Annotated in this window: 18 protein-coding genes; 10 read left to right on the forward strand and 8 right to left on the reverse strand. The window is 65.6% G+C overall.

The annotated features are described in order from the left end of the window. Positions 1-100: 100 nt before the first annotated feature. A complete protein-coding gene (locus F3N42_RS05420; protein WP_150863368.1) occupies positions 101-1,123 on the reverse strand; it encodes an NAD-dependent epimerase/dehydratase family protein in 1,023 nt (340 codons plus the stop codon). A 1-nt stretch (position 1,124) separates the two neighbouring features. Beyond that, complete coding sequence (locus tag F3N42_RS05425) at positions 1,125-3,155, reverse strand: glycoside hydrolase family 5 protein (RefSeq protein WP_150863369.1); 2,031 nt, start codon at positions 3,153-3,155, stop codon at positions 1,125-1,127. A gap of 179 nt (positions 3,156-3,334) precedes the next feature. On the opposite strand from F3N42_RS05425, the gene F3N42_RS05430 reads away from it, so the two are divergent. Together F3N42_RS05430 and F3N42_RS05435 are read left to right on the forward strand one after the other, a co-directional pair. After that, positions 3,335-3,562 carry a hypothetical protein gene (locus F3N42_RS05430; protein WP_224784733.1) on the forward strand — a complete coding sequence of 76 codons (228 nt, stop codon included), beginning with the start codon at positions 3,335-3,337 and terminating at the stop codon, positions 3,560-3,562. Beyond that, positions 3,549-5,027, forward strand: a complete 1,479-nt coding sequence (locus F3N42_RS05435; RefSeq protein WP_150863371.1) for a sulfotransferase — start codon at positions 3,549-3,551, stop codon at positions 5,025-5,027. Before F3N42_RS05430 ends, F3N42_RS05435 begins: the two co-directional genes overlap by 14 nt. A gap of 1 nt (position 5,028) precedes the next feature. Here the strand turns inward: F3N42_RS05435 and F3N42_RS05440 are convergent, their stop codons facing one another. After that, complete coding sequence (locus F3N42_RS05440; protein ID WP_150863373.1) at positions 5,029-6,399, reverse strand: arylsulfotransferase family protein; 1,371 nt, start codon at positions 6,397-6,399, stop codon at positions 5,029-5,031. Positions 6,400-6,560: 161 nt separating this feature from the next. Here F3N42_RS05440 and F3N42_RS05445 point away from each other — a divergent pair, with 161 nt between their 5' ends. The 3 genes from F3N42_RS05445 to F3N42_RS05455 all read left to right on the forward strand — a co-directional run bounded on the left by F3N42_RS05445 (position 6,561) and on the right by F3N42_RS05455 (position 12,648). After that, positions 6,561-9,398 carry a M16 family metallopeptidase gene (locus F3N42_RS05445; protein ID WP_150863375.1) on the forward strand — a complete coding sequence of 946 codons (2,838 nt, stop codon included), beginning with the start codon at positions 6,561-6,563 and terminating at the stop codon, positions 9,396-9,398. Positions 9,399-9,535: 137 nt separating this feature from the next. Next, a complete protein-coding gene (locus F3N42_RS15930) occupies positions 9,536-10,519 on the forward strand; it encodes a hypothetical protein (protein WP_263595889.1) in 984 nt (327 codons plus the stop codon). Between the two features lie 41 nt (positions 10,520-10,560). Next, entirely contained in the window at positions 10,561-12,648 is a 2,088-nt protein-coding gene (locus F3N42_RS05455) for a BCCT family transporter (RefSeq protein WP_150863376.1), read from the forward strand. Here F3N42_RS05455 and cls read toward each other — a convergent pair. Both cls and F3N42_RS05465 read right to left on the reverse strand, forming a co-directional pair. Beyond that, positions 12,622-14,070: a cardiolipin synthase gene (cls, locus tag F3N42_RS05460; RefSeq protein WP_224784734.1), complete on the reverse strand. Its 1,449-nt coding sequence runs from the start codon at positions 14,068-14,070 to the stop codon at positions 12,622-12,624. The genes F3N42_RS05455 and cls overlap by 27 nt on opposite strands. After that, a complete protein-coding gene (locus F3N42_RS05465; protein ID WP_224784735.1) occupies positions 14,067-14,888 on the reverse strand; it encodes an endonuclease/exonuclease/phosphatase family protein in 822 nt (273 codons plus the stop codon). The genes cls and F3N42_RS05465 overlap by 4 nt, the downstream gene beginning before the upstream one ends. Positions 14,889-14,990: 102 nt before the next feature. On the opposite strand from F3N42_RS05465, the gene F3N42_RS05470 reads away from it, so the two are divergent. Further along, positions 14,991-17,096, forward strand: a complete 2,106-nt coding sequence (locus F3N42_RS05470; RefSeq protein ID WP_150863378.1) for a 3-hydroxyacyl-CoA dehydrogenase NAD-binding domain-containing protein — start codon at positions 14,991-14,993, stop codon at positions 17,094-17,096. A 9-nt stretch (positions 17,097-17,105) separates the two neighbouring features. On the opposite strand, the gene F3N42_RS05475 is transcribed toward F3N42_RS05470, so the two are convergent. Beyond that, positions 17,106-17,525 carry a hotdog fold thioesterase gene (locus tag F3N42_RS05475; RefSeq protein WP_150863379.1) on the reverse strand — a complete coding sequence of 140 codons (420 nt, stop codon included), beginning with the start codon at positions 17,523-17,525 and terminating at the stop codon, positions 17,106-17,108. Positions 17,526-17,590: 65 nt separating this feature from the next. Between F3N42_RS05475 and F3N42_RS05480 the strand changes: the two genes are divergently transcribed. The 4 genes from F3N42_RS05480 to F3N42_RS05495 all read left to right on the forward strand — a co-directional run bounded on the left by F3N42_RS05480 (position 17,591) and on the right by F3N42_RS05495 (position 23,152). After that, positions 17,591-18,481 (forward strand): ATP-grasp domain-containing protein, encoded by an 891-nt coding sequence (locus F3N42_RS05480; RefSeq protein WP_150863381.1) that lies wholly within the window; start codon positions 17,591-17,593, stop codon positions 18,479-18,481. Next, positions 18,478-20,664 (forward strand): hypothetical protein, encoded by a 2,187-nt coding sequence (locus F3N42_RS05485; RefSeq protein WP_150863382.1) that lies wholly within the window; start codon positions 18,478-18,480, stop codon positions 20,662-20,664. The genes F3N42_RS05480 and F3N42_RS05485 overlap by 4 nt, the downstream gene beginning before the upstream one ends. An 81-nt stretch (positions 20,665-20,745) precedes the next feature. Next, a complete protein-coding gene (locus tag F3N42_RS05490; protein ID WP_150863384.1) occupies positions 20,746-21,639 on the forward strand; it encodes an NAD(P)-dependent oxidoreductase in 894 nt (297 codons plus the stop codon). 4 nt (positions 21,640-21,643) lie between these two features. Then, complete coding sequence (locus F3N42_RS05495; protein WP_150863385.1) at positions 21,644-23,152, forward strand: UxaA family hydrolase; 1,509 nt, start codon at positions 21,644-21,646, stop codon at positions 23,150-23,152. Between the two features lie 22 nt (positions 23,153-23,174). Here the strand turns inward: F3N42_RS05495 and F3N42_RS05500 are convergent, their stop codons facing one another. Further along, positions 23,175-23,480 carry a HigA family addiction module antitoxin gene (locus F3N42_RS05500; RefSeq protein ID WP_150863387.1) on the reverse strand — a complete coding sequence of 102 codons (306 nt, stop codon included), beginning with the start codon at positions 23,478-23,480 and terminating at the stop codon, positions 23,175-23,177. 12 nt (positions 23,481-23,492) lie between these two features. Continuing rightward, positions 23,493-23,810, reverse strand: coding sequence for a type II toxin-antitoxin system RelE/ParE family toxin (locus F3N42_RS05505; protein WP_318190948.1), 318 nt, complete (start codon positions 23,808-23,810; stop codon positions 23,493-23,495). Positions 23,811-23,854 lie beyond the last annotated feature (44 nt).

Here is a 23,854-nt window from a genome sequence, read left to right on the forward strand (position 1 = left end):
AGGCAAACGCATATCGACGCCACCCGGAAGAGCCTGTTCCGCATGATCGTATGTCCTACGTTGTCATCGTTGGCCGTAAAGCATACACCGGCGCGGGCGCTCAGCGCCCGAAGACGGCTTTCGCCGAAGCCAGGCCCTCGCGGTAGGCGGCGACCAGGCGGTCGCACTCGTCGTTGAACGTCTCGTCAATGACCCGCCTCGCCGGATCGGCGTCATACCACTCGACACTGTGGCGGATGCCGTCGATGAAGCGCGTCGTGGCCACGTAGTCGGGTACGAACTGCTTGATCTTGGTGTTGTCCAGGATCACCGATTCGGTCTTGTCGCCATGCAGGCCGCCCTCGTGTTCGGGAAGGCAATCGACGATGAAATCCGAAGCGATGTGTACCAGGTCCGGCTCGGCGACCCCCGCCGCGTCCGCCAGCGCGCGATAGGCCATGTTCCAGGTCACCAGTTCGTCGGTGGTGATGTGCAGCGCGTGACCCACCACGCCGGGATGCCCGAACAGGCCCAGCAACCCCCGGGCAAAGTCCGAATTGTGGGTCAACTGCCACAGCGACGTACCATCGCCGGGCACCACGATCGGCGCCCCCCGACGCATGCGGTCGATCAGTGTGTACGGCGCATGCCAGCTGTTCAGCGACAGCGGCACCATGGTGTGGTCATAGGTGAACGAGGGCCGGATGATGACGGCCGGAAACGCTTCTTCACGCAAAGCCGACAGCAGGTATTCCTCGCAGGCGATCTTGTCGCGCGAATACGCCCAGAACGGATTGTCCAACGGCGTCGACTCGGTCACCGGGTAGTGAGTGACCGGCTTCTGGTAGCAACTGGCCGAGCTGATGAAGTGAAACTGCCCTACCCGGCCACGAAACCATTCCACCCGCCGGCGCAGGTCATCGGGCGAGAAGCTGATGAAGTCGACCACCACGTCCCAACTTTCATCCCCGAGCGCGGCGCTCACCGCTGCCGTGTCGTCGATGTCCACCGTGATCTCGCGAGCGCCTTCGATACAGTGGCGCCGGCCCCGGTTAAGCAGGGTCAGGTCAACGGCGCGCTCCAGTGCAAGCCTGGAGCATGCCGTGCTGATCTTGCCGGTACCGCCGATAAAGAGCACTTTCATATTATTGCGCTCCACTTGGGGCCGTCTGCACGCGCAGCACCTGGCAACCCAGGTAGCGTTCATCACCCTCCGGTTGATGGAGGCGGTCCACCGTCAGCGTGAGCCGTGCTCGCCCATTCCTTACATCGTCCGGTAGCAAAAACCGGGCCGGTTCGTCAGTGCCGCAAATTGCCTCACCGACAGGCTGGCCATCGACCTGGACCGCCAGAACCGGCTGAAAAGGCCAGCCTGTCGGCAACGTGGTTTCGATCACCACATCCAGGTCCGCGCCCGTGGCCAGGTCCAGGTCCACGTCCAGCGCCTTGCCCATCCAGCCGTCCGGGTACAGCTGGAACGGCGCCGGCGCGCGCTGCTCCAGCGCCTGGTTGAACCGCACCCAGTCCGTGGCCACCGGCTTGCGCTGGCCGCCGACTTCGCGGATACCGGACGGCTGCGTAAAGCCGGAGAAGACCAGGCTGTCGATGATCATCGCGTCCTCGGCCTGCAGTTCGATCCGGGTCACATCGGCCACGTCGACCGCGACGCACTCGCGCTCGCCGGTCGCGGGCAGGCGCATCGGCGAGTCCGGATCGGTGGGCGCCACGACGGTCAGCCCGGTCGTGCCGTCCCCGGCACGGGCGACAACGCACAGGTCGGCGGCCTCCGGCCCGCCGGGTGCATGAAATTCACCGATACCGAACGATCGCGCCAGCCCCTGCCCGGCGTCCAGCGCCAGGCCTGGCGCCGGCGTGTCGTCGACACCGGCCGAAAAGGTCCACGGCGCCGCGTCGATACTGAAATCCGGGCTGGGAATGGCGTCGTGTCGGTAGTCCTTCCAGGTCCACAGCGCGTAGCCCTGCGCGTAGGCGGCCATCACCGGCGCCGCCTGCTCGAGAAAGTCCGGTACGGCGCTGGTCGCGATGCGGCCATTGTTCTCGAAACCGGGGGTGAAATCCTCGACCAGGTACTGGTCGATGAAGATTGGCCGCGTACCGGTTACCGCACGCACCCGCTCCAGCATGTACTGCAACCGCTCGACGGCCGTTTCCGGCGCCAGTTGCTCGCCCTGGTTCAGCCCGCCCATGGCCGGCGACCAGTAGATCGTGGTCCACGGCGCGCCGGGCAGGTCCCAGGCCGCCTCGTGTGAGTGCCAGTAGTCGAACTCACCGTTGGCATCCAACACCGGGTCGGAATCGATGCGGATCTCCATTGACAGGCTCGGGAACCGCGCCTGGGCGGGTTTGAAGAAACGCTCGATCCAGGCGTAATCCAGGAATTCCAGGAACCAGCCATAGGCCGGCTCGTCCTTGCGCGGCAGCGGCACATCGCTCCAGCCCGTGAACGACACGCCATACCGGTCAGACGCCTGCTCCAGCGTCACCCGCTCGGACAGCCAGTCGCGATAGCCGATGGCCTGCGCCATCTCGCGGCGCGCGGGCTCTTCGAAGCCGTTCATCCAGGTCACGGCCCACAGGTCTTCCCAGCAGATAAAGCCGAACTTCACGTTGTCACGCTCGCCCACCGCGTCCCACAGCGACTGGATGTAGTCGAGCCAGCCCTGGTAAACGCGCGGGTCGTGCCACATATCGAGCAACCAGCCCTCGGGCGCCTCGACCGCCGAATCCCAGGCGTAGCCAATGCGCACCACCACGTCCAGGTCGAACGCGGCCGCCAGGTCAATCAGTTCGCCCAGCCGCCGTGTCCGCTCGGGCACCAGCCGACCGTCCGTCCTGTCAGCGGCAAAGCCAGGCCACGGAATTACCAGCACCACCGCGTTGAACCCGTCAGCCTTCAGGGCGGTGAAGTCCTCGCGCGCCACCGCCAGCAGGTCCGTATTCCAGAAATTCACCGCCCAGCCATCACCAAACCAGTGCGCGCCACGCAGGTACGCGTCGCCGGCTCGCGCCACCGCGGCGGGCACGGCGCCGGATTCGACCACGGCCGCCACGGGCGCCACCTGGACGCTATCTCCGGAGCCCGGCTCGCCCGTCGATCCGGCGGGTGTCGTCAGCAGCGTGAACGCCATGGCACCGCCGACGAGCAGCAGGGCCAATACGGGTAATACGAGTCGGGAAAAGCGGCTTGGCATGATTTAGGCGAAAATCTGGATGGCTGGAGGACAGGCTGGCGCGAATTATACGATAGCCCGCCGCGCCGCACTGTCGTTGTGCGTGCCCGTCCCAGCGCCTAGAATTCGCGGTTTGCGCGACAAGACTTCGAGGAACACCACCCATGCGCGGATTGACCCCCTTTCCAGTATTGATGGCGGCGCTGCTGCTCCTGTCGCCCGGCCTGGCCCAGGCCTACATCGGCCCCGGTCTCGGCCTTGGCGCGCTGGCCGTCATCGGCGGCATCCTGCTGTCCATCCTGATCGCCGTCTTCGCGCTGGTCTGGTACCCGCTCAAGCGCGCCCGTGCCCGTCGCCGCGCGCGCCAGCAGGACGATAATGCCGGCCACTGAAGCCTGGGCCATCCTGGCGGCGGCCGGTGCCGCCTGCATTGCCGCCGTCGAACTGTTCCTGCGCTGGCCCTTTATTGCCCGAATCGAGGCCGTCAACCGGGTATCACACCGCGTGCTGGACACTGTCCGGTCCGAGCGAATCTCCGATCACTGGAAAGAACAGGTCCTGCCACGCTATGCCGGCCGCATCCTGCTGGCCAGCCTGCAACTGGCCGGCCTGCTGGTCCTGTGGCTGGCCGCCGTTTCCGCGGTCTACGTACTGGTCGCGGCCGCCATCAGCCGCGACTGGGCCTTCGCGACCGAGAGCCTGGCCAGTGGCCGGGTGCAGTTGCTGCTCGTGGGTCTGGGTGTCGGCTGGGGCTTCATTCGCTCGCGAATCGGTGGCAACGGGGCGACGGAAGACTATTCACCGGCCTCAAAAATGCTGCATCGCCTGGCCCTGGACAGTCTTGGCGTCCGTGACCTGTCCTGCCGGGTCGACCAGGCACTGGCGGGTAAAAAGGTCCGTACGACGACGGTGCAACAGCCGGTTTACGTCACCGGCCTGGCCCGCGCCGGCACGACGATCGTGCTGGAAAGCCTTTACGCCAGTGGCGAGTTCGCGTCACTGACCTACCGGTCGATGCCGTTTGTCATGGCCCCGTGGACATGGGGCGCCATGGCCGGAAGCGGCCGCAATGACGGCGAAAAACGCGAGCGCGCCCACGGCGACCGCATCAGGATCGGCCAGGACAGCCCCGAGGCGTTCGAAGAAGTGTTCTGGAACACGTATACCGGGCGGGACACGCTCGTGCCGGGTGGGCTGAAGCCCGCCGGCGAGCCGAACAACGCCCTGCTCGAGCGCTACCGCGACTGGGTCCGGCGCATCCTGGCCAGGGACCAGCGCCGGACAGGGCTCGCCCAGCCCCGGCGATACCTGGCCAAGAACAACAACCACGTGCTGAGAATCGACGCGCTGCGCGCCGCGTTTCCCGACGCGATCATCGTCACGCCATTCCGCGACCCGCTGCGCCACGCGCTGTCACTGCTACGCCAGCACCAACGCTTCCTGGCGCGTCATGGCCAGGACCCGTTCGCCCTCGAATACATGAACTGGCTGGGTCACCACGAGTTTGGCGCCGGGCACCGGCCGTTCCTGGTGGGCGACCAGCAACGCCCTGAGAACGCTGGGGCACTACTGGACCCGCGTTACTGGCTCGACTATTGGACGGAAGTCCATGCCTGGCTGCTTGAAACGCACGGGGACCAGCTCATCTGGCTGGACTATGAACAGCTTTGCACCACGCCAGGCCGGGCCCTGGCTGAGCTGGCGAGTCGCCTTGGCCTGCCCACCGATGCCCTGGCCGACCAGGCGGCCGGCATCAGCGCACCGGCGCCCATCGACACGGCCGGCCTGGACATCACCGTGCCTGGCCGCACGGAAGCGCTCTACCAGGCGCTCCGTACACGCGCTGCCCGGGACTGACTCAACCCTGGCCGGCAGGCTCCCCGCACACCGGCAGGTCGTCGCCAAAGAAGTCTTCCGGCAGGAAGAACGCCTCTGAAAGCACCAGGTAGGAACCTTCGCCTTCGTAGACGTTGATGAAGTCAAAGACGATATTGCCCTCGGCATCCACCTCGAATACCCGGCCCTGCTCGGTAGACGTGACCAGGAAGCCACCATCGTCCATTCGCTGGTGCTTGCCACGGCGCCAGGTGTAGAAATTGTAGGGTTGGCCCGGCATCACGGTCTCGTGCTGGTAGGTCTTGGGGTCGATCTCGACGATGCTGGACAGCCCCCTGTGCATGTTGTTGTTGAACACCGTGATGGTGCCGTCCGCATTCCAGTCCGGATCGTGCTGGCGGCGGACGAAGCCGCTGCGCCACCACTTCAGCTTGTGGGTCACCGGGTCGAAGACCGCGATCAGGTCCAGTGAACGGAAACTCACCATCAGGTCGCCGGCCTCGAACATGGGGTAGGCGTCCGCATAGGCACGCGGCAGCGGGTCGATGTCGTTGGCGTGCCACGGCTCCTTCATCCATACCGAACCATCCGCGTTGTCCAGCTGGCGGATGCTGAGCACGCCGACCTCCGGGTTAGCGCTGACCAGGTCGTTGATGTGGATCTGGTCCAGCACCTCGCCGGTGGCGAAATCCAGCTTGACCATGTACTTGCCCCACATGACGTCGGTGTCGACGTTGCCCCAGGCCCACAGCTCGTTGTCATCACCGATGTCGGCGGAATGGTGAAAACCACCCTGCCGACGCCAGCGCAGGTCGCCGCACCACTCATACGCCGCCAGCTGGGTGCCGCCGTCAAAACCGACAACAATGGCGCCATCGGGCGCGATATCGAAGCCATGCGGGGAAACATTGCGGTCAAGGCGCGCCTCCCAGGGCACGTCTTCCTGCCCCAGCTGCCAGACGTTCACCAGCTTGCCGTCCGGGTCCAGGACGATGGCGCCGTGCAGTGTCTCGTCAAAATCGAAGGTGCCAAAGATCACCCGGTAGCCCCGCGGCGCGTCCGGGCTGAGGAACACCCGGGGTGGCTGGCGCCGGTCACGAATCGGCAGGCCGTCCAGTTGCGGGTAATCCTGCGACCAGCTGTAGGGCTGCCCCAGGTCGGCCAGGTGGCGGTGCGGCAGCAGGCCCAGATCGTTCTGGATCTGCTCGGTGATGGTCGTGGTCGTGGTTTCGTCCGTCTTGAAATAGGAGGCGATCTCGATGATCGGCCCATAGGGCCAGACCTGCTTCGCCATCACGAAAACACCCAGCGCGAACGCGCCCAGGAAGACCAGCCAGGCCACCGCGGCGCGTAGCAGCCAGGTGACCAGTGCATTCTGGTGTTGCTCTGTCATTGTTCTGTAACCCAGGTGACGTTGCGAAACCGGGCAGTATAGTCCAACCGCCGGTTTCCGGGGATAGCCCACATGGCGCGCAACCGGCGGCCAGATGGGGCGGGTTCGCTATAATGGGCGGATTACGCTCCGTTCAATGATTTCTTTCCCGAGGTACGCCGATGACCCGCCTGCGAACCGTGCCGGCCCTGTTGCTGGCCCTGCTGTTGCCCACCCTGCCCGTTTTCGCCGATGACAATGGCATCCTGCCCTTCGACGCGCACACCGAAACGCTCGACAACGGCCTGGAGGTCATCGTCGTCAACACCGGGTTCCCGAACCTGGTGTCGGTGCAGATCCCGGTGCAGACCGGGTCGCGCAACGAGGTGGAGCCCGGCAAGTCGGGGTTCGCGCATTTTTTTGAGCACATGATGTTCCGGGGCACGCCAAACGTGTCGGCGGCCGAGTACGAGGCCGCCATGACCCGGGCCGGTGCGCGTCGCAATGCGTACACGACCGATGACTACACGAATTATTACTCGACCTTCGCGGCCGAGGACCTGGAAGAGGTGCTGCGCATCGAGGCGGACCGCTTCCAGAACCTGGATTACTCGATCGAGGACTTCAAGACCGAGGCGCGCGCGGTGCTGGGTGAGTACAACAAGAACTCGGCCAACCCGGTGCGCCAGATCCTCGAAGTGCAGCGTGACAACGCCTACAGCCAGCACCCGTACAAGCACACGACCATGGGCTTCATCGAGGACATCGAGGACATGCCCAACGAGTTCGACTACTCGCGCACCTTCTTTGAGCGCTGGTACCGGCCCGAGTACACGGCGCTGATTATCGCCGGTGATGTTGACGTCGATGCCACGATGGCGCTGGTGAAGCAGTACTGGGGCAACTGGAACCCGCCGGCCGCGGAGACACTGGAGATCCCCGCCCAGGTCGCGCCTGCCGGGCCGGTGTACACCAATGTCGAGTGGCCCAGCGACACCCTGCCCTACGTGACCGTCGGCTTCCATGGCCCGGCCGTGCTGCCGGACCCGTACGAGTGGGCCGCGCTGAACATGATTTTTGAGCTCTACTTCAGCGAGACCTCGGCGCTGTACAAGCGACTGGTGGAGCAGGAGCAGGTGGTCGACCAGTTCTTTACCTACGCGCCGCCGCGGGTTGACCCCTACCTGGCGACCATCTTCGCGCGCGTGAAGGACCCGGCGCAGGCGACCTATGTGCGCGACGAGATCATGAAGACCTTTGCCCTGGCGCGCGCCGAACAGGTGGACGCCGAGCGCCTGGACGAGGCCAAGTCGAACCTGCGTTACGGCTTTACGCGCGGCCTGGACAACACCGGCGACATCGCCGCCGAGCTGGCCTCGTGGGTGCATTTCGAGCGTGACTACGACACCCTGAACCGGGTCTACGCCGCCTACAACACGCTGGCGGCCAGCGACCTGCACGAGGTCGCCAACGCCTACTTTACCGATGAGCGGCTGGTGGTGACGACGCTGGCAAAGGACGGCCTGCCTGCCGACATCGGCGAGTTGCCGGCCATGGCCGTGATGGCGCCGGTGGCCGAGCCGGTCGAGCTCGACCTGCTGGTGCAGGACAACGCCCTGCCGGTCATCAACCTGAAGCTGCTGTTCGAAGTGGGCTCGGCCCATGACCCGGCCGGCAAGGAAGGCCTGGCCCGTCTGGCCGCGTCGATGATCACCGACGCCGGTTCGCGCGCCATGGCGATCAGCGAGATCAACGCGGCGATGTTTCCCATCGCGGCTTCGTTCAACGCCCAGGTCGACAAGGAAATGACTACCTTCACCGGCGTGTTCGCCGCCGAGACCTGGGTGACCTTCCTGGACCTGGCGCTGCCGATGCTGCTGGACCCGGGCTTCCGCGAGGCCGACTTCGAACGCATGCGGGACGCGCAGCTGAACACCCTGACCGAGGACCTGCGCAATAACAACGAGGAGTGGCTGAGCAAGGTCGCCCTGCAGCGGCAGGTGTTCCGTGGCACGCCCTACGCCTACCCCTCGGTGGGCACCGTCGAGGGCATCCAGGCCATCACGCTGGATGACGTCCGTGCCTTCGTCACCGAGGCCTACGCCCTTGGTCGGCTGAAAATCGGCATCAACGGCGACGTGCCGGAAGGCCTGGTCGAGCGCCTGGGCGTGGAACTGGCGGCGCTGCCGGCCGAATCCGGGCTGGAGGACAGCGGCGTTCCGGTCGCCAATATCCCGCACGGCCTGCAGGTGGAGATCATCGAGAAGGACACCCGCGCCACGGCCATCACCCTGGGCCACCCGCTGGACCTGATCCGCGGCGACGACGACTTCGCCGCGCTGTGGCTGGCCCGCACCTGGCTGGGTGAGCACCGCTCGGCGATGTCGCGCCTGTACCAGCGCATTCGCGAGGTCCGCGGCATGAATTACGGTGACTACGCCTACATCGAATCATTCGATAACGGCATGTTCCAGTTCTTCCCGGACCCGAACAACGCGCGCAAGTCACAGCTGTTCGAGATGTGGATCCGCCCGGTGGAGCCGAAGAACGCGCACATGGCCACCCGCATCGCCATCCATGAGCTGCAGCAGCTGATCGACAACGGCCTCAGCGAAGCAGCCTTCGAGGACGTGCGCAACTACCTGTCGAAGAATGTCTTCGTCATGACCTCCACGCAGGACCAGCAACTGGGCTACGCGCTGGATTCCAACTGGTATGGTATCGATGAATTCGCCGACTACATGCGCGCCGAGCTGGCCGACATGACCGTGGATGACGTCAACGCGGCCATCCGCCGGCATTTCTCGGCCGAGAACCTGTTCATCACCTACGTGACCCAGGATGCCGAGGGCCTGAAGGCGGCGCTGGCAGAGGACGCTTTCTCGCCGATGAGCTACGACGCCGACAAGCCGCAGGCGCTGCTGGATGAAGACCAGCTGATCGGCGCGCTGGAACTGGACATCGACGCTGACGACATCAGCATTGTGCCGGTCGACAGCGTGTTCGGCGGCGCACAGTAACGACGTTCGGAAGGGCGGCCCCGGTCGCCCTTCCTTAAAGCCTTTACAATGCCCCCATGTTTCGTCAAACGAAACAGGGGGTGCTCTTTCGGGCTGTCTATTGTTGTCTTGCCTTCCTCACCGGCCCACAGGCCGCGATGGCGGTAGACACCGGCGGCGGTGTCTGGGGCAATTATGCCTATGCGTTCAGTGAACCTGCCGACAGCCGTGGCTGGGGCGAACTGGGCGATGGAGCGCTGACCCTTTATCTCGACGACCAGTGGCTGTCCGGCACCTGGACCGCCTCTGTGGAAGCCCGGTTCGGTCCCGGCAGCTTCACCGACCCCGACAACAACTTCACAGGCGCCTACGCCACGCTGCACAAGGCGTGGATCGCCTGGACGCCCGACCCCGCCATCACCCTGACCCTGGGAAAATCGTCGGTACCCTTTGCCTGGAACACCTATAACTTCTGGCCCGGTGACCTGTACATGGCCGGTTACGGCGACCAGATGGACCTGGGGCTTAAGGCCAGCGCCGACCTGGGAGAATTCCTGCTGGATGTGGCCTGGTATCACGCCGACGACTTCGGACCCACCAGTACCGATACGGTCGACGACAACGGCCACTGGGGCAGTTCGACCACCTTTCGCAAGACCCGCACCTGGGTCGGCCAGGCGCGCTGGCGGGCCGCGGAGCCGCTGACCCTGGGCCTGGCCTACCAGGACGGCGAGCTGGAAAACCTGGCCGGCGCCAGCGGGCCAGGACCGGACGGCCACCATCACGCCGCCACCGCTTTTGTCGAATTCGTCGTTGACCCGTGGTTCTCACGCCTGGCGATATACGACATTCAGCGCACCCTGCCGGACCAGTCTCGGGTCAGCAACCAGCGCGCCGCCTTTGAGCTGGGCTGGGCCAGCGGGCCCTGGGCCGTCTACCTGGACGCTTCGGCGGCGAACCCTGACAGCCCCGGCAACACCGCCGGCACGGTCACCGCCTGGGCGCCAGGCATGCGCTACGACTATGGACCCGGCTGGATTTATGTCGAGGCGCTGCTGCAGGACGGCTACATCGATCGCGCCGGGGTGATCAACGAGGGCGATTTTGAAGCCCTGTACGTTTCCATCGATTTCTATTTCTAGAACCTGAATAACAACGGCGGCCCAGCCGCCACGGAGCACTCATGAGCAAAAGCCCGGGACACGAGCCTTCACCCACCGAGGACCGCGATGACGCCAGCACCGAACCGGCGACCGAGCAGGCGTCGTGGTACCGGATAAACCCGCCTGTTTTCTTTGGCGCGGGGGGGCTTTGCCTGGTCATCGTGTTGTACGCGGTTTTGTTCCAGCACTCCGCCGACGTCGTCTTCAGCCAGGTACAGGACTGGGTTGTCGTCAAGACCGGCTGGTTCTACATACTTTCGGTGGCGCTTTTCCTGATTTTCGTGGTGATCCTGGCGTTCTCCAGCTATGGCCGGATCAAGTTGGGGCCCGACCATAGTGAACCGGACTACAGCTATGCCTCGTGGTTCGCCATGCTGTTTTCCGCCGGCATGGGCATCGGCCTGATGTTTTACGGGGTGGCCGAGCCGGTCATGCATACCATGGCCCCACCGGATGCCGCGCCCGGCACAATCAACGCGGCGCGCGAAGCCATGCGCATTACATTCTTTCACTGGGGTGTTCATGCCTGGGCGATCTACGCGGTCGTGGCACTGTCCCTCGCGTATTTCGCGTTTCGCCAGGGGTTGCCGTTGACCATCCGCTCGGCGTTTTACCCCATCATCGGGGAACGCATTCACGGACCTATCGGTCACGCGGTGGATACGTTTGCCGTGCTGGGCACCATTTTCGGTGTCGCCACTTCGTTGGGCGTGGGTGTTATCCAGGTCAATGCCGGGCTGAATTTCCTCTTCGACGCGCCGGTCAGCGCGGGTGTGCAGGTCGGCCTGATCGCCGGCATCACCGCGCTGGCGACCATCTCCGTGGTGCTCGGGCTGGACGGCGGCATCCGCCGGGTTTCGGAACTGAACATCATCCTGGCCGTGGCCCTGCTGTTATTTGTCATGCTGGCCGGCCCCACGGTATTCCTGTTCAAGACCCTGGTCCAGAACACCGGCCAGTACCTGTCCGGCCTGGTTGAAATGACCTTCAACCTGGATGCCTACGAACCGACCGAATGGCTGGGGGGCTGGACCCTGTTCTACTGGGGATGGTGGATCGCGTGGTCCCCGTTCGTCGGCATGTTCATTGCCCGGGTTTCGCGCGGCCGGACCATCCGCGAGTTCGTCATCGGTGTGCTGATGGTGCCCACCGGTTTCACCTTCATGTGGATGACGTTTTTTGGTGACACCGCGTTGTACCTGTTGCTGATCGACGGGTTCCAGGGCCTGGGTGACGCTGTCCAGGCCGACACCTCGGTGGCGCTGTTCCGCTTCCTTGAGCACCTGCCAATGGCAGCCATCACGTCCACGCTGGCCACCCTGCTGGTCATTACATTTTTTGTTACGTCTTCGGATTCCGGCTCGTTGGTCGTGGACATGCTGACGTCCGGCGGAACGGACGAGGAAACGCCAGTCTGGCAACGCATCTTCTGGGCGGTGACCGAGGGCGCCATTGCCGCCGCCTTGTTGCTGGCCGGTGGTCTCCAGGCCCTGCAGACCGCCACCATCGCGTCGGCCCTGCCGTTCTGCGCCGTGATGCTGCTGATGTGCTGGGGCCTGTGGAAGGCGGTGCGCGCCGACCATGCGCGCCGGATCACGCGGTACACGACGACCATTCCACCCCGAGTGGCACAGAACCCGGTCACCTGGCAGCAGCGGATCGGGCGCATCCTCGATCATGCCAGCCGGGATGAGATCACGGCGTTCATCGACGGCCGGCTGCACCAGGCCATGGACAAGGTCGCCTCGGAGTTCCGGGCACGGGGCCTGGACGCCCATGTCGGCGCGACGCCGTCAAAGGCCCGCTGGATCGAAGTTGAACATGAGGGGGTACGCGACTTCTTCTACTCGGTACACGCGCGGCCGTACTCGCCGCCCAGCTTTATCATGCGTGACACCTCCCCCCGTCGCGGCGAAGCCCTCAGGTTCTATCACGCCGAGGTCTACCTGGCTGACGGTGGCCAGGGATACAGCGTGATGGGCTGGACAGAGGACCAGCTGATCGCCGACATCCTCGACCAGTATGAGAAGTACCTGGCCTACCTGGAGTCAATGAAACGCGCCGACGGGCTGCCCGAGGGGCTAGAGCACCGGCGCAGCCAGGCGTGACAGGCTGACGCCCAGGCGCCAGAAGAAGCCGCGCTCGTCGAGCGACTCCGGGTCCAGCGTGGTGGCATGCTGGAAGTCGGCCTCGAACATGGCCTCCATTTCCCTGACGAAGTCGTCGTCATGGATCAGCGCGGTCACTTCGAAATTCAGCCGGAACGAGCGGTTGTCGAAATTGGCCGTACCCACCCAGGCGACATCGTTGTCGACCAGGCCGACCTTTTCGTGCAGAAATCCGGGGCGGTATTCATAGAACGTGATACCCAGGCCCCGCAGCTGCTGCACATAGTGATAACCGGCCAGGAACACAACGGCACTGTCGCCCTTGCCTGGCATCAGGATGCGCACGTCGACACCGCGCAGCGCGGCCAGTTCGAGCGCCTTCATGACCGCCTCGTCGGGGACGAAATACGGCGCCGATAGCCAGATTCGCTCGCGCGCGGCGCTGAGCGCGTCGACAAACATCAGGCCGGCGGTCTCCAGTTGCTGGGTCGGCGCGGAGGCAACGATCATGGCTTTCGTGTCGCCGGCCGGCGCGGCCTTTGGCTGCCAGTCCAGCACCGGGATCTGCCGTGTGGCCCAGTACCAGTCGGACAGGAACACGGCCTGCAACTGCACCGCTACCGGACCCTCCAGGCGGACATGGGTATCGCGCCAGGGGCTGAATTCCGGGTCCAGCCCCAGGTACTCGTCCCCCACGTTGTGGCCGCCAACCCAACCGACACGACCATCGACGACGACGATCTTGCGGTGGTTGCGGAAATTCAGCTGGAAACGGTTGCCCAGGCCCTGGGTGGGGTTGAACGACGACACCTCGACACCGGCCTGGCGCAGCGATTCCACGTAGTCATCGGGCAACCCACTACTGCCAACCTCGTCGTAGAGCACCAACACGCGGATGCCTTCACTGGCCCTTGCCACCAGGGCGTCTCGCATGCGCCGGCCCAGGCCGTCATCGTGGAACATGTAGAACTGCACCAGGATATAGCTCTCGGCGCGCTCGATGCCCTCGAAAATACTGTCGAACGTGGCGTCGCCGTTGATCAGCAGCTCTGCCGCGTTTCGCCCGGTCATCATGGCGCCGGTCAGCCGCTCCATCGCCGCAAACGAAGGCTTGTTATCGGCCGTCGTGGCACGAAACTCGGACATGTTTGAGCGGATATCGGCGACCAGCGCGTCGATCTCGCTGCGGCGCTCGTCGTAGGCGCCCAGGAAGCCCTCGAACTTGCTGCGGCCAAACACCCAGTACGCCGGCACGGCGACGAACGGGAACGTGACCAGCGAAATGGACCAGGCGATGGCGCCCTGGGCGGTTCGCGCGGTCATGACGGCGTTGGCGGCGGACAGCCAGCCGAGGATGTAGAACAGCGTAACGAAGGTCGAGATCAGCATGGCTTTCTTGCCTTTTCGTTTCACCCACTTCATGGCGTCGAGGGCGGCTCGGCGAGCCTGAATTCGCACAGCAGCGGAAGATGGTCTGAGAACCTGGCCTTGAGGACGTCGAACGAGGTCACCTCGATGCCCTCGCCGTAGAGCACAAAATCGAGCTCGGAGCGTGGCGAGCGGCTGGGATACGTCGGCAGGCGGTCAACGTTCGCGCTTTTCAGCCGCGCGGCCTGCATGAACAGGTACATCTCGTGCTCGCCGAAGAAGGTGTTGAAATCTCCGGCGACAATCACCGGCTTGTCACCGGCGGAAATCAGTTCGTGCAGGTGCCGTAGCTGGTACTGGCGATGGCGGTACTTCAGCGACAGGTGCACCAGGAAGATCCGCACCTGCTCAAGCTCCAGCTCGATGATCAGCCGCTTGATGCCGGTATCGAAATAGTGAAAGCGCTCACCGTGCACCCGCGGCGCGGCCAGGAACGCGTTGGCCTGGTTGCGCAGCACCGGGATGTTCTTGTTGACCGAGGCCTCGCCGTACTTGCACTCGTAGGTGGAGTAATGGCCGATGGCATCGGCAATCAGCTCGGCCTGGTTCTGCCGCCCGGTGCGATAGGAACCGGTATCGATTTCGACCAGGCCGACGATGTCGGCATCCTGCTGGCGGATGAACTCGGTGATGCGGGCCAGGTTGGCCTTGTTCGGGCGCACATAGCCAGCGCCCGGCACGGGCAGGTTGAAGGCCATACCGGTGCCCGCCGCGTAGCGGATGTTGTACAGCAGCAGTCGCAGCGACCGGGCGCGCGCTTCGCTGGTTCGCGGTGCGCGGCCGGCCTCGGCAAGGCTGGCGTCTTCGCTCACGAATACTCCGGGCTTCGATGGATACCAACGCAAGTGTACCGTGTCCGGGCCGCCATCGGCGTATCATGGTCGGCCCGAATCCAGACAACGGAGCTTTCTCGAATGAGCGATCCTATCCAGTACCGGGTCGAGGACGGCCTCGCCTTCCTGACCATGGACGCCCCGCCGGTCAACAGCCTGGGTCAGGCCATGCGGGCCGCATTGCTGGACGGCCTGCAGCAGGCCGAGGCGGACGACAACGTGGACGCGATCGTGCTGGGCTCCAGCCAGCGTGTGTTCTGTGGTGGCGCTGACATCAGCGAGTTTGGATCGCCCCGTTTCCTGGCCGAGCCTGACCTGTTCGGGTTGCTCAACACCATCGAGGCTGCCAGCAAACCGGTCATCGCCGCCATCAACGGCTTCGCGCTGGGCGGCGGGCTGGAACTCGCTCTGGCCTGTGACTACCGCTTTGCGGCGCCAACGGCGCGACTGGGCCTGCCCGAGGTTAACCTTGGCCTGATCCCCGGTGCTGGCGGCACCCAGCGTCTACCCCGCCTGGCCAGCGTGCCCAAGGCCCTGGACATGATCACCAGTGGCAAACCCATCGACGCGGCGGATGCACTGGCGCATGGCATCGTAGACGCCGTCGCCGGGCCGGACGAGGATTTCGCAGCCGCGGTCACCGCCTACGCACGCACGCTGTCCAGTGAAGACGCGCCGGTGCGTAGCTGCAACGATATCGATATCGACCCCGCCACCGTGCCGGACGGATTCTTCGACGACTTCCGCGCTGGCATCGCCCGCAAGACCCAGGGCTACCCGGCCCCGGAAGCCGCCATCCAGGCCATCGAGGCCGCGGTCGGCCAGCCCTTCGCCGAAGGCCTGGCGCGCGAGCAGGCGCTGTTCTTCGAACTGGGTGAAACCCCGCAGGCGCGCGCGCTGCAGCACCTGTTCTTTGCCGAACGCGGCAGCCGCAAGATTCCCGGGCTGGACCCGAAGACCGCGCGCCGCGACATCAACACCGTCGGCATCGTCGGCGCTGGCACCATGGGCGCCGGTATCGCCATGTGCTTCGCCAACGCCGGCATCCCGGTCACGCTGGTGGAGATTTCCGACCAGGCCCTGGAGCGCGGCCTGGGCCGCATCCGGGCCGACTACGATGGCCGCGTCGAACGCGGCCGGCTGGACGCCGACCAGCGCGACCGCACCGTGGCCCTGATCGAGGGCACCACCGACTTCCAGGCCCTGTCGCACGTCGACCTGGTGATCGAGGCCGTGTTCGAGGACCTGGCCATCAAGATCGAGCTGTTCGAAAAACTGGACGGCGTGGCCCGGACAGGTGCGATCCTGGCGACCAACACCTCCTACCAGGACGTCGACCGCATCGCCGCGGCCACCAACCGCCCCCGCGACGTCGTCGGACTGCACTTCTTCAGCCCCGCCAATATCATGCGGCTGCTGGAGGTGGTGCGCGGCGCGCACACCGCCGACGACGTGCTGCTGACCGCGCTGGACCTGGGCATACGGCTGAAGAAGGTGCCGGTGGTGTCCGGCGTCTGTCATGGCTTTATCGGCAACCGCATGCTCGAGCCCTACAGCCGCGAGGCCGCGCGACTGTTGCTCGAAGGCGCCACGCCGGCCCAGGTCGACGCCGCCCTCACCTCGTTTGGCTTTGCGATGGGTATCTTCGCGGTCATGGACCTGGCCGGCATCGACGTCTTCTGGATGGCCCGCCAGGGTCGCCAAGACACCTTTGCCGACGACCCGGGCTACGGCGCCATCGGCGACGCGCTCTACGAGCTGGGTCGCTATGGCCAGAAAACCGGGCGGGGCTTCTACCGCTACGAGGGTCGCGACCGGTCCGAGGACCCCGAGGTTGTGGAACTCGCCGCGAAGATTGCCGGCAAGCTGGGCATCGAACAGCGTGAGATCAGCGAGCAGGAGATTATCGAACGCTGCGTCTACCCGCTGATTGACGAAGGCGCCCGGATCCTTGAAGAAGGCATTGCCTACCGCTCCGGCGACATCGACCTGGTCTGGGTAAATGGCTACGGTTTCCCGGCATGGCGCGGCGGGCCGATGCAGTACGCCGACGAGATTGGCGCCAGGACCGTCTTGGACGGCATGCGCAAGTACCGCGATTCACTGGGCGACTACGGCCAGCGTTGGTTCCAGCCTTCAGCCCTGCTGCAGGAACTGGCCACCGACGGTGGTCGGTTCAGTCGCTGAGTGACGGCCTCAGTCGCGCGCCACCACCATGGTCGTCAGCCGGCCGGTCGCCACCGGCCGGTCGGCATCATCGACGATGTCGACCTGCCAGACATGCAAACGGCGGCCCGCGCGGACCAGTCGCGCGGTGCCCGTGACATGGCCCGAACGCGCCGCGCGCAGATGGGTCACGTTCAGTTCGGTACCCACGGCGGCCTGTTTTTCCCAGTCAACAATCAGCCCGGAGCCCATCGAACCCAATGTCTCGACCAGCACGCCGCTGGCGCCGCCATGCAGCAGCCCAAACGGCTGGTGGGTGCGGTGGTCGACCGGCATCGTGCCGGTCACGCTGTTCTCGGACAGTGCGATGATGCGGATGCCCAGGTGGGCAGCCATGGAACCCTCGTTCAGCGCATTGAGCGCGTCGAGGGATGTTTCCGTGTTGATCATGATGTAGTGTCGCGTCGATTGGCCTGAACAGCCGACAGCCTAACCGAACCTGAGTGAGCATGACGATGGAAAATTCGAGCCCGGGGCGACGTTGCGCCTTCCTGACCATGGATAGCCTGGAGGATTTCGTCTCCGATGCCGACCTGGCCATCGCGCCGATGCAGGCGCTGGGCTGGGTGGTCGAGAAAGTGTCCTGGCGCGACACCGCGGCCGACTGGGACCGGTTCGACATGGTCTACATCTGCACGCCCTGGGACTACCAGGACGCCCCGGACGCATTCCTGGCGGTGCTGCGGCGCATCGATGCGTCCAGCGCACGGCTGGTCAACGACCTGGCCATCGTCGAGTGGAACCTGGACAAGCGCTACCTGCGCGAGATCGAGTCCCGCGGCGTGGCCATCGTGCCCAGCCGCTGGCACGACAGGTTCTCCGTCGCCCAGGTGGACGCAGCATTCGAGGCCTTCGACGCCGGCCGCATGGTCATCAAGCCGGTGGTCGGCGCCAATGCCGACCATACCTACGTGCTGGAACGCCCCCTGGAGCCCGGCCTGCAGGCGCAACTGGAGCAATCCTTCAGCGAGCGGCCACACTTTATCCAGCCGTTTATCGACGCCGTGGTCACCGAGGGCGAGTACTCGCTGTTCTTCTTCGGCGGCGAGTACAGTCATGCCATCCTGAAGACACCGGCCAGCGGCGATTTCCGTACCCAGGAAGAACACGGCTCGAACATCCAGCCCGTCACACCCCCGGCCGGGCTCGTCGATACCGCCCGTGCCGCGTTGGCGCAGGTCGAGCCGGCCCCGGTCTACGCGCGAGCTGATTTTGTCCGCGACACCGGCGACGTGTTTCGCGTCATGGAGCTGGAACTGATCGAACCGTCGCTGTATTTCCGCACCGACACGGATTCGGCAGCGCGGTTCGCGGCGGCCCTGGACCAGGCCGGGCGACAGCCGTGATGGCATGGATCCGCGGCCTGGGCTTGGCCTGCATGGCCATGGCCGTGCTGGTCGCCTGCGCGAGCGCGAGCGCGGATGCCACCATTGACCGCCAGGCCGTGGTTGAACGCCACGCCCCTACGCTGGACGCCATCGACTGGACCGCCCCCATGACGGTGGGCAACGGGCGCTTCGCCTTCACCGCCGGCATCACCGGACTGCAGGATTTCGCCGATCACTATTTCGAGCACGGCATCCCGCTGGAAACCAAGGCACGCTGGGCCTGGCACACGCCACAGGATGAGCAGCACCACGTGTTGGGTGCGGCGATGGAGACCTGGGATGCCTACGGTCGCGAGGTCCCGTTCCCCACCGACGACCGCTCGACGGCCGGGCAATGGCTGCGCCGGAACCCGCATGACCTGCCACTCGTACGCATCAGCCTGGCGCTCGACGGCGAGCCGCTTGAACCTGATCAGCTGGGGACCGTGCAGCAGCGGCTGGACCCGTGGCGCGGCCGACTGTCGAGCCGGTTTGAACTGGACGGCGAGATGGTCAATATCGAGACCACGGCTACCCAGGGCCCTCCACAGGCCGGTGCCGGCACGAGTGGACAGCCATACACTGGCGCCGACATCATCGCCTTCCGCGTGTCGTCGGCGCTGCTGGGGAATGGCCGCCTGGCCATTGCGTTCACGTTTCCGCGCGGCTATGACCTGGACATCAAGAACACGCCGGACGTCATCCTGGACGATGACGATGCCCACCACACGCGGGTGAGTTGGCAGCACGACCAGGGCGTTGGCCTGGCCCGACAGGTCGATGACGCGTTGCACGGCACCGCCATTCTCTGGCAGGGCGAAGCCGATTTCGAAACGACCGCGGCGCACAGGGGCCGGCTTCGGGCCCGTGGCACGGCCATCGACGTCCAGGTCGCGCTGCAACCGGATGACGCGCCATCCATGGCCGAGGCCGGGTCTTTCGACGAACTGGCCGAACGCGCCGCCGACAGCTGGCGGGCCTTCTGGCAGTCGGGTGCCGCCATCGATCTGGGCGGCAGCACGGACCCCCGCGCGGCCGAACTCGAACGCCGCCTGGTGTTGAGCCAGTACCTGCTGGCAGCCCAGTCGCGCGCCGCCGTCCCCGCGCAGGAAACCGGCCTGACCAGCAGTTCCTGGTACGGCAAACATCACACAGAGATGGCGTGGTGGCACAGCGCCCACTGGATCCTGTGGCACCGCTATGACCCCGCACGACAGCACCTGGACTGGTTCCGGGACCATATCGACGTGGCCCGAGCCACCGCGCGCCAGCGCGGCCTGGACGGTGCCCGCTGGTCCAAGATGGTCGGCCCCGAAGGCCGCGAGAGCCCCGGCGGCAACCCGCTGATCATCTGGAACCAGCCGCAGCCCATCCACCTGGCTGACATGCTCTGGCGTGCCAGCGGCGACCCGGCGGTGCTGGAACGTTACGCCGTCATGGTCGACGACACCGCCGCCGCGCTGGCGTCCATGCTGGTGGATGACAACGGGCGCTGGTCACTGGGCCCGCCCATCTGGATCGCGCAGGAAATCCACGACCCCGCCAGCTCGGCCAACCCGGCTTTCGAACTGGCGTACTGGCGACTGGGCCTCGACACCGCCATCCGCTGGCGCCAGGTCCGGGGGCTGCCCGTTCCACCGCAATGGCGCGAACGGCTCGACGCCCTGGCGGCCCTGCCCACAAAAGATGGCCGCTACGTGGCCATGGAAAGCATCCCCGACACCTTCGACAACATCGAGGCGCGGCAGGACCACCCCACCATGCTGGCCCCCTGGGGCCTGCTGGCCGATGACCGTGTCGACCCGGCCCTCATGCAGGCCACCCTGGACGCGGTGCTGGCCGAATGGGACTTCGAGGGCAAGATCTGGGGCTGGGACTACCCGATGATCGCCATGACAGCAGCCAGGCTTGGCCACACCGAGCTGGCCCTGGACCTGCTGGTGCGCGACGCGCCGCACAACCGCTACCTGGCTAACGGCCACGTACCGCAGCCGGGTGCCGCCCTGCCCGTCTACCTGCCCGCCAACGGCGCCCTGCTGTCCGCCGCCGCCCGAATCTTCAGCGGCGAGTTCGCCGAACCGGGCCAGGCCGCCGTGAACGTGGCCGGCTGGTCCTACCGCAGCGAAGGGTTGCGGCGACCCTGGGCGACGGGCTCGGACTGAGCCCGAACGATCCCGCCTGAACCCTACAGGGCTATTTACGGGTCACCCGACGTGGCCCGAAGCGTGTATCCTCTGCCGGCTATGAACAAACACACCGTCGCTTTCATCGGATTGGGTGTCATGGGCTACCCCATGGCGGGTCACCTGGCCGCCGCCGGTCACACCGTGCGGGTCTACAACCGGACCACCGCTCGCGCCACGGCCTGGACCGGTGAGCACGCCGGCAGCGCCCACCCCACACCGCGGGACGCCGCCAATGGCGCCAGCGTGGTGTTCTGCTGTGTCGGCAATGACGATGACCTGCGCGCCGTGACCCTGGGCGAGGATGGCGCGTTTGCCGGCATGACCGACGGCACCGTCTTCGTCGACCACACCACCACGTCCGCCACCGTCGCACGCGAACTGTCCGCCGTGGCCGCCGAGCTGGGCGTGGCCTTCGTCGACGCGCCGGTTTCGGGCGGCCAGGCCGGCGCCGAAAACGGCCAGCTGACCGTGATGATGGGCGGTGACGTCGATGACGTCGCGCGTGTCGTGCCACTGATCGACAGCTATGCGCGCATGCACGCCCGGCTGGGCAACGTGGGCTCAGGTCAATTGGCCAAGATGGCCAACCAGCTGTGCATCGCCGGCACCGTCCAGGGCCTGGCCGAGGCCCTGCATTTTGCCGGCCGCGCCGGGCTGGACGCGAAGCAGGTCGTCGACGTGATCTCCAAGGGCGCGGCGCAGTCGTGGCAGATGGACAATCGCGCCGCGACCATGGTCGACGGCGAGTTCGACTTCGGCTTTGCTGTCGACTGGATGCGCAAGGACCTGGGCTTCGCCCTGGACGAGGCCCGCCGTAACGGCTCGCGCCTGCCGCTGGCTGCCCTGGTGGACCAGTTCTACGCCCAGGTGCAGGCACTCGGCGGCGGTCGCTGGGACACCTCCAGCCTGATCGTACCGCTGGACGCCGCCGACAAGGCGGGCGGAGACTGACACCATGAACGTCATCCGCCTGCATCCCGGTGACGACGTCGCTGTCGCCCTGGTCGAACTGGCGGCCGGCCAGTCACCGGGCGACGATTGCCCCGCCCCGGTCACCACGGTGCCCGCTGGCCACAAGCTGGCCCTGCACGCCATCGCTGCCGGCACCCCGGTGCGCAAGTACGGCCAGGTTATTGGCGTGGCCACGCGTGATATCGCCGCCGGTGAGCACGTGCATGTCGATAACCTGGGCATGGACGCCGAGGGCCGCGGCGGTGACGGCAGCGCTGCCGGCGCTTGGCAGCCACCCGCGGCGAGCGCGCGCACCTTCGACGGCTTCCGCCGGGCGGACGGCCGCGCCGCCACGCGCAACTATGTCGGCATCATCACCAGCGTCAACTGCTCCGCCACGGTAGCCCGGCACATCGCCGACCGTTTCCGCGGTGCCGCGATGGACCGCTGGGACAATGTCGGCGGCGTGGTCGCGATCACCCACGGCAGCGGCTGCGGCATGGGTGCCGATACCGAGGGCATCACCCAGCTGGAGCGCACCCTGGCTGGCTTCGCCCGCCATCCGAATTTCGCCGGTGTACTGCTGCTGGGCCTGGGCTGCGAAGCCAACCAGGTCGACCGCCTGATGGCTCGCCAGGGTCTTGAGGCTTCGGACACGTTGCAGCGACTGGTCATCCAGGAAGCCGGCGGCACGGCCGCCACCGTGCGCGCGGGCAGTGAAGCCGTCGAGGCGATGCTGGACCTGGCCAACAGCGCCCGGCGCGAGCCCCTGCCCGTCTCCGAGCTGACGCTGGGGCTGCAATGCGGCGGCTCCGACGGCCTGTCCGGCATCACGGCCAACCCGGCCCTGGGCGTGGCCGCGGACCTGCTGGTGGCCCATGGCGGCACCGCCATCCTCAGCGAAACCCCTGAAATCTACGGCGCCGAGCACCTGCTCATCGACCGCGCGGCGAGCCCGGAAGTGGCCGACGCCCTGCGCGGGCGCATCACCTGGTGGGAAGACTATGCTGAGCGCAACGACGGCGACCTGGACAACAACCCCTCGCCCGGCAACAAGGCCGGCGGCCTGACCACCATCCTGGAAAAATCCCTGGGCGCCGTCGCCAAGAGCGGCCGCTCACCCCTGCAGGGCGTCTACCTGTACGGCCAGCCCATCGACCGCAAGGGCTTCGTGTTCATGGACTCCCCGGGCTACGACCCGATGTCCATTACTGGCCAGGTCGCCAGCGGCGCCAACCTGGTGGCCTTCACCACCGGCCGCGGCTCGGTCTACGGCTGCAAGCCGGTGCCGAGCCTGAAACTGGCCACCAACACGCCCCTCTACCGCAACATGCGCGACGACATGGACCTGAACTGCGGCGCCATCGTCGACGGCGACATCAGCGTGGAAGACATGGGCGAGCAGATTTTCGAGACCCTGATCCGCACCGCCTCCGGCGAGCCGACGGCCAGCGAAACACTGGGCTTTGGCGATGACGAGTTCCTGCCGTGGGTGTTCGGGGCGCAGATGTAGCAGGCCCGACGCCTGTTGGCATTCAGGCCGGCAATGGCGCCCTGACAACCGTGGGGGCGGGTTTTTGACGGGCCCGCCAAAGATCGTAACTCGCCTGCATCTCCAGCCAGCTCTCCGCGCTGGGACCCTGCTCGGGCCCACCCAGCCACGCCTCCAGTCGACATGCCATTTCAGCCGAAACACCCGATTGACCATGAATCAGGCGCGACAGGGTCACCCGCGATACGCCCAATTGTCGCGCGGCCTCGGTGACAGACAACCCCAGCGCCGGAAGAATATCTTCCCGGATGGATTCGCCTGGATGTGGAGGATTGAACATTCGTGACATCGTAAAACCTATTCAGTGATAGTCCTGGTAATCAACCAGCACAGCGTTTTCGCCATCGAACGTAAACGTCAATCGCCAGTTCCCGCTCACCCAAATCGACCAGTGCCCCGATAGGCGACCATTCAAGACGTGCAATCTCCAACCGGGAACATTCATGTCCTGCGGTCCCTTGGCTGCCTCCAGGCGCTGCAACTGGCGACTTAATTTCGCCGCATGTGACACCTGGATTCCCGACCTGCTACCTGTCAGGAAGAAGCGCTCGACCCCCTTATGTCGAAAACTCCGTATCACGTCATAAATGTATACTGTATCGTTACACTTATCAACCACCCCTACCCAGTCCGCAAATTCTTCTGGCGCGCCAGGGGTCGTCG

The sequence above is a fragment of the Marinihelvus fidelis genome (genome assembly GCF_008725655.1).
Classification (GTDB): domain Bacteria; phylum Pseudomonadota; class Gammaproteobacteria; order Xanthomonadales; family SZUA-36; genus Marinihelvus; species Marinihelvus fidelis.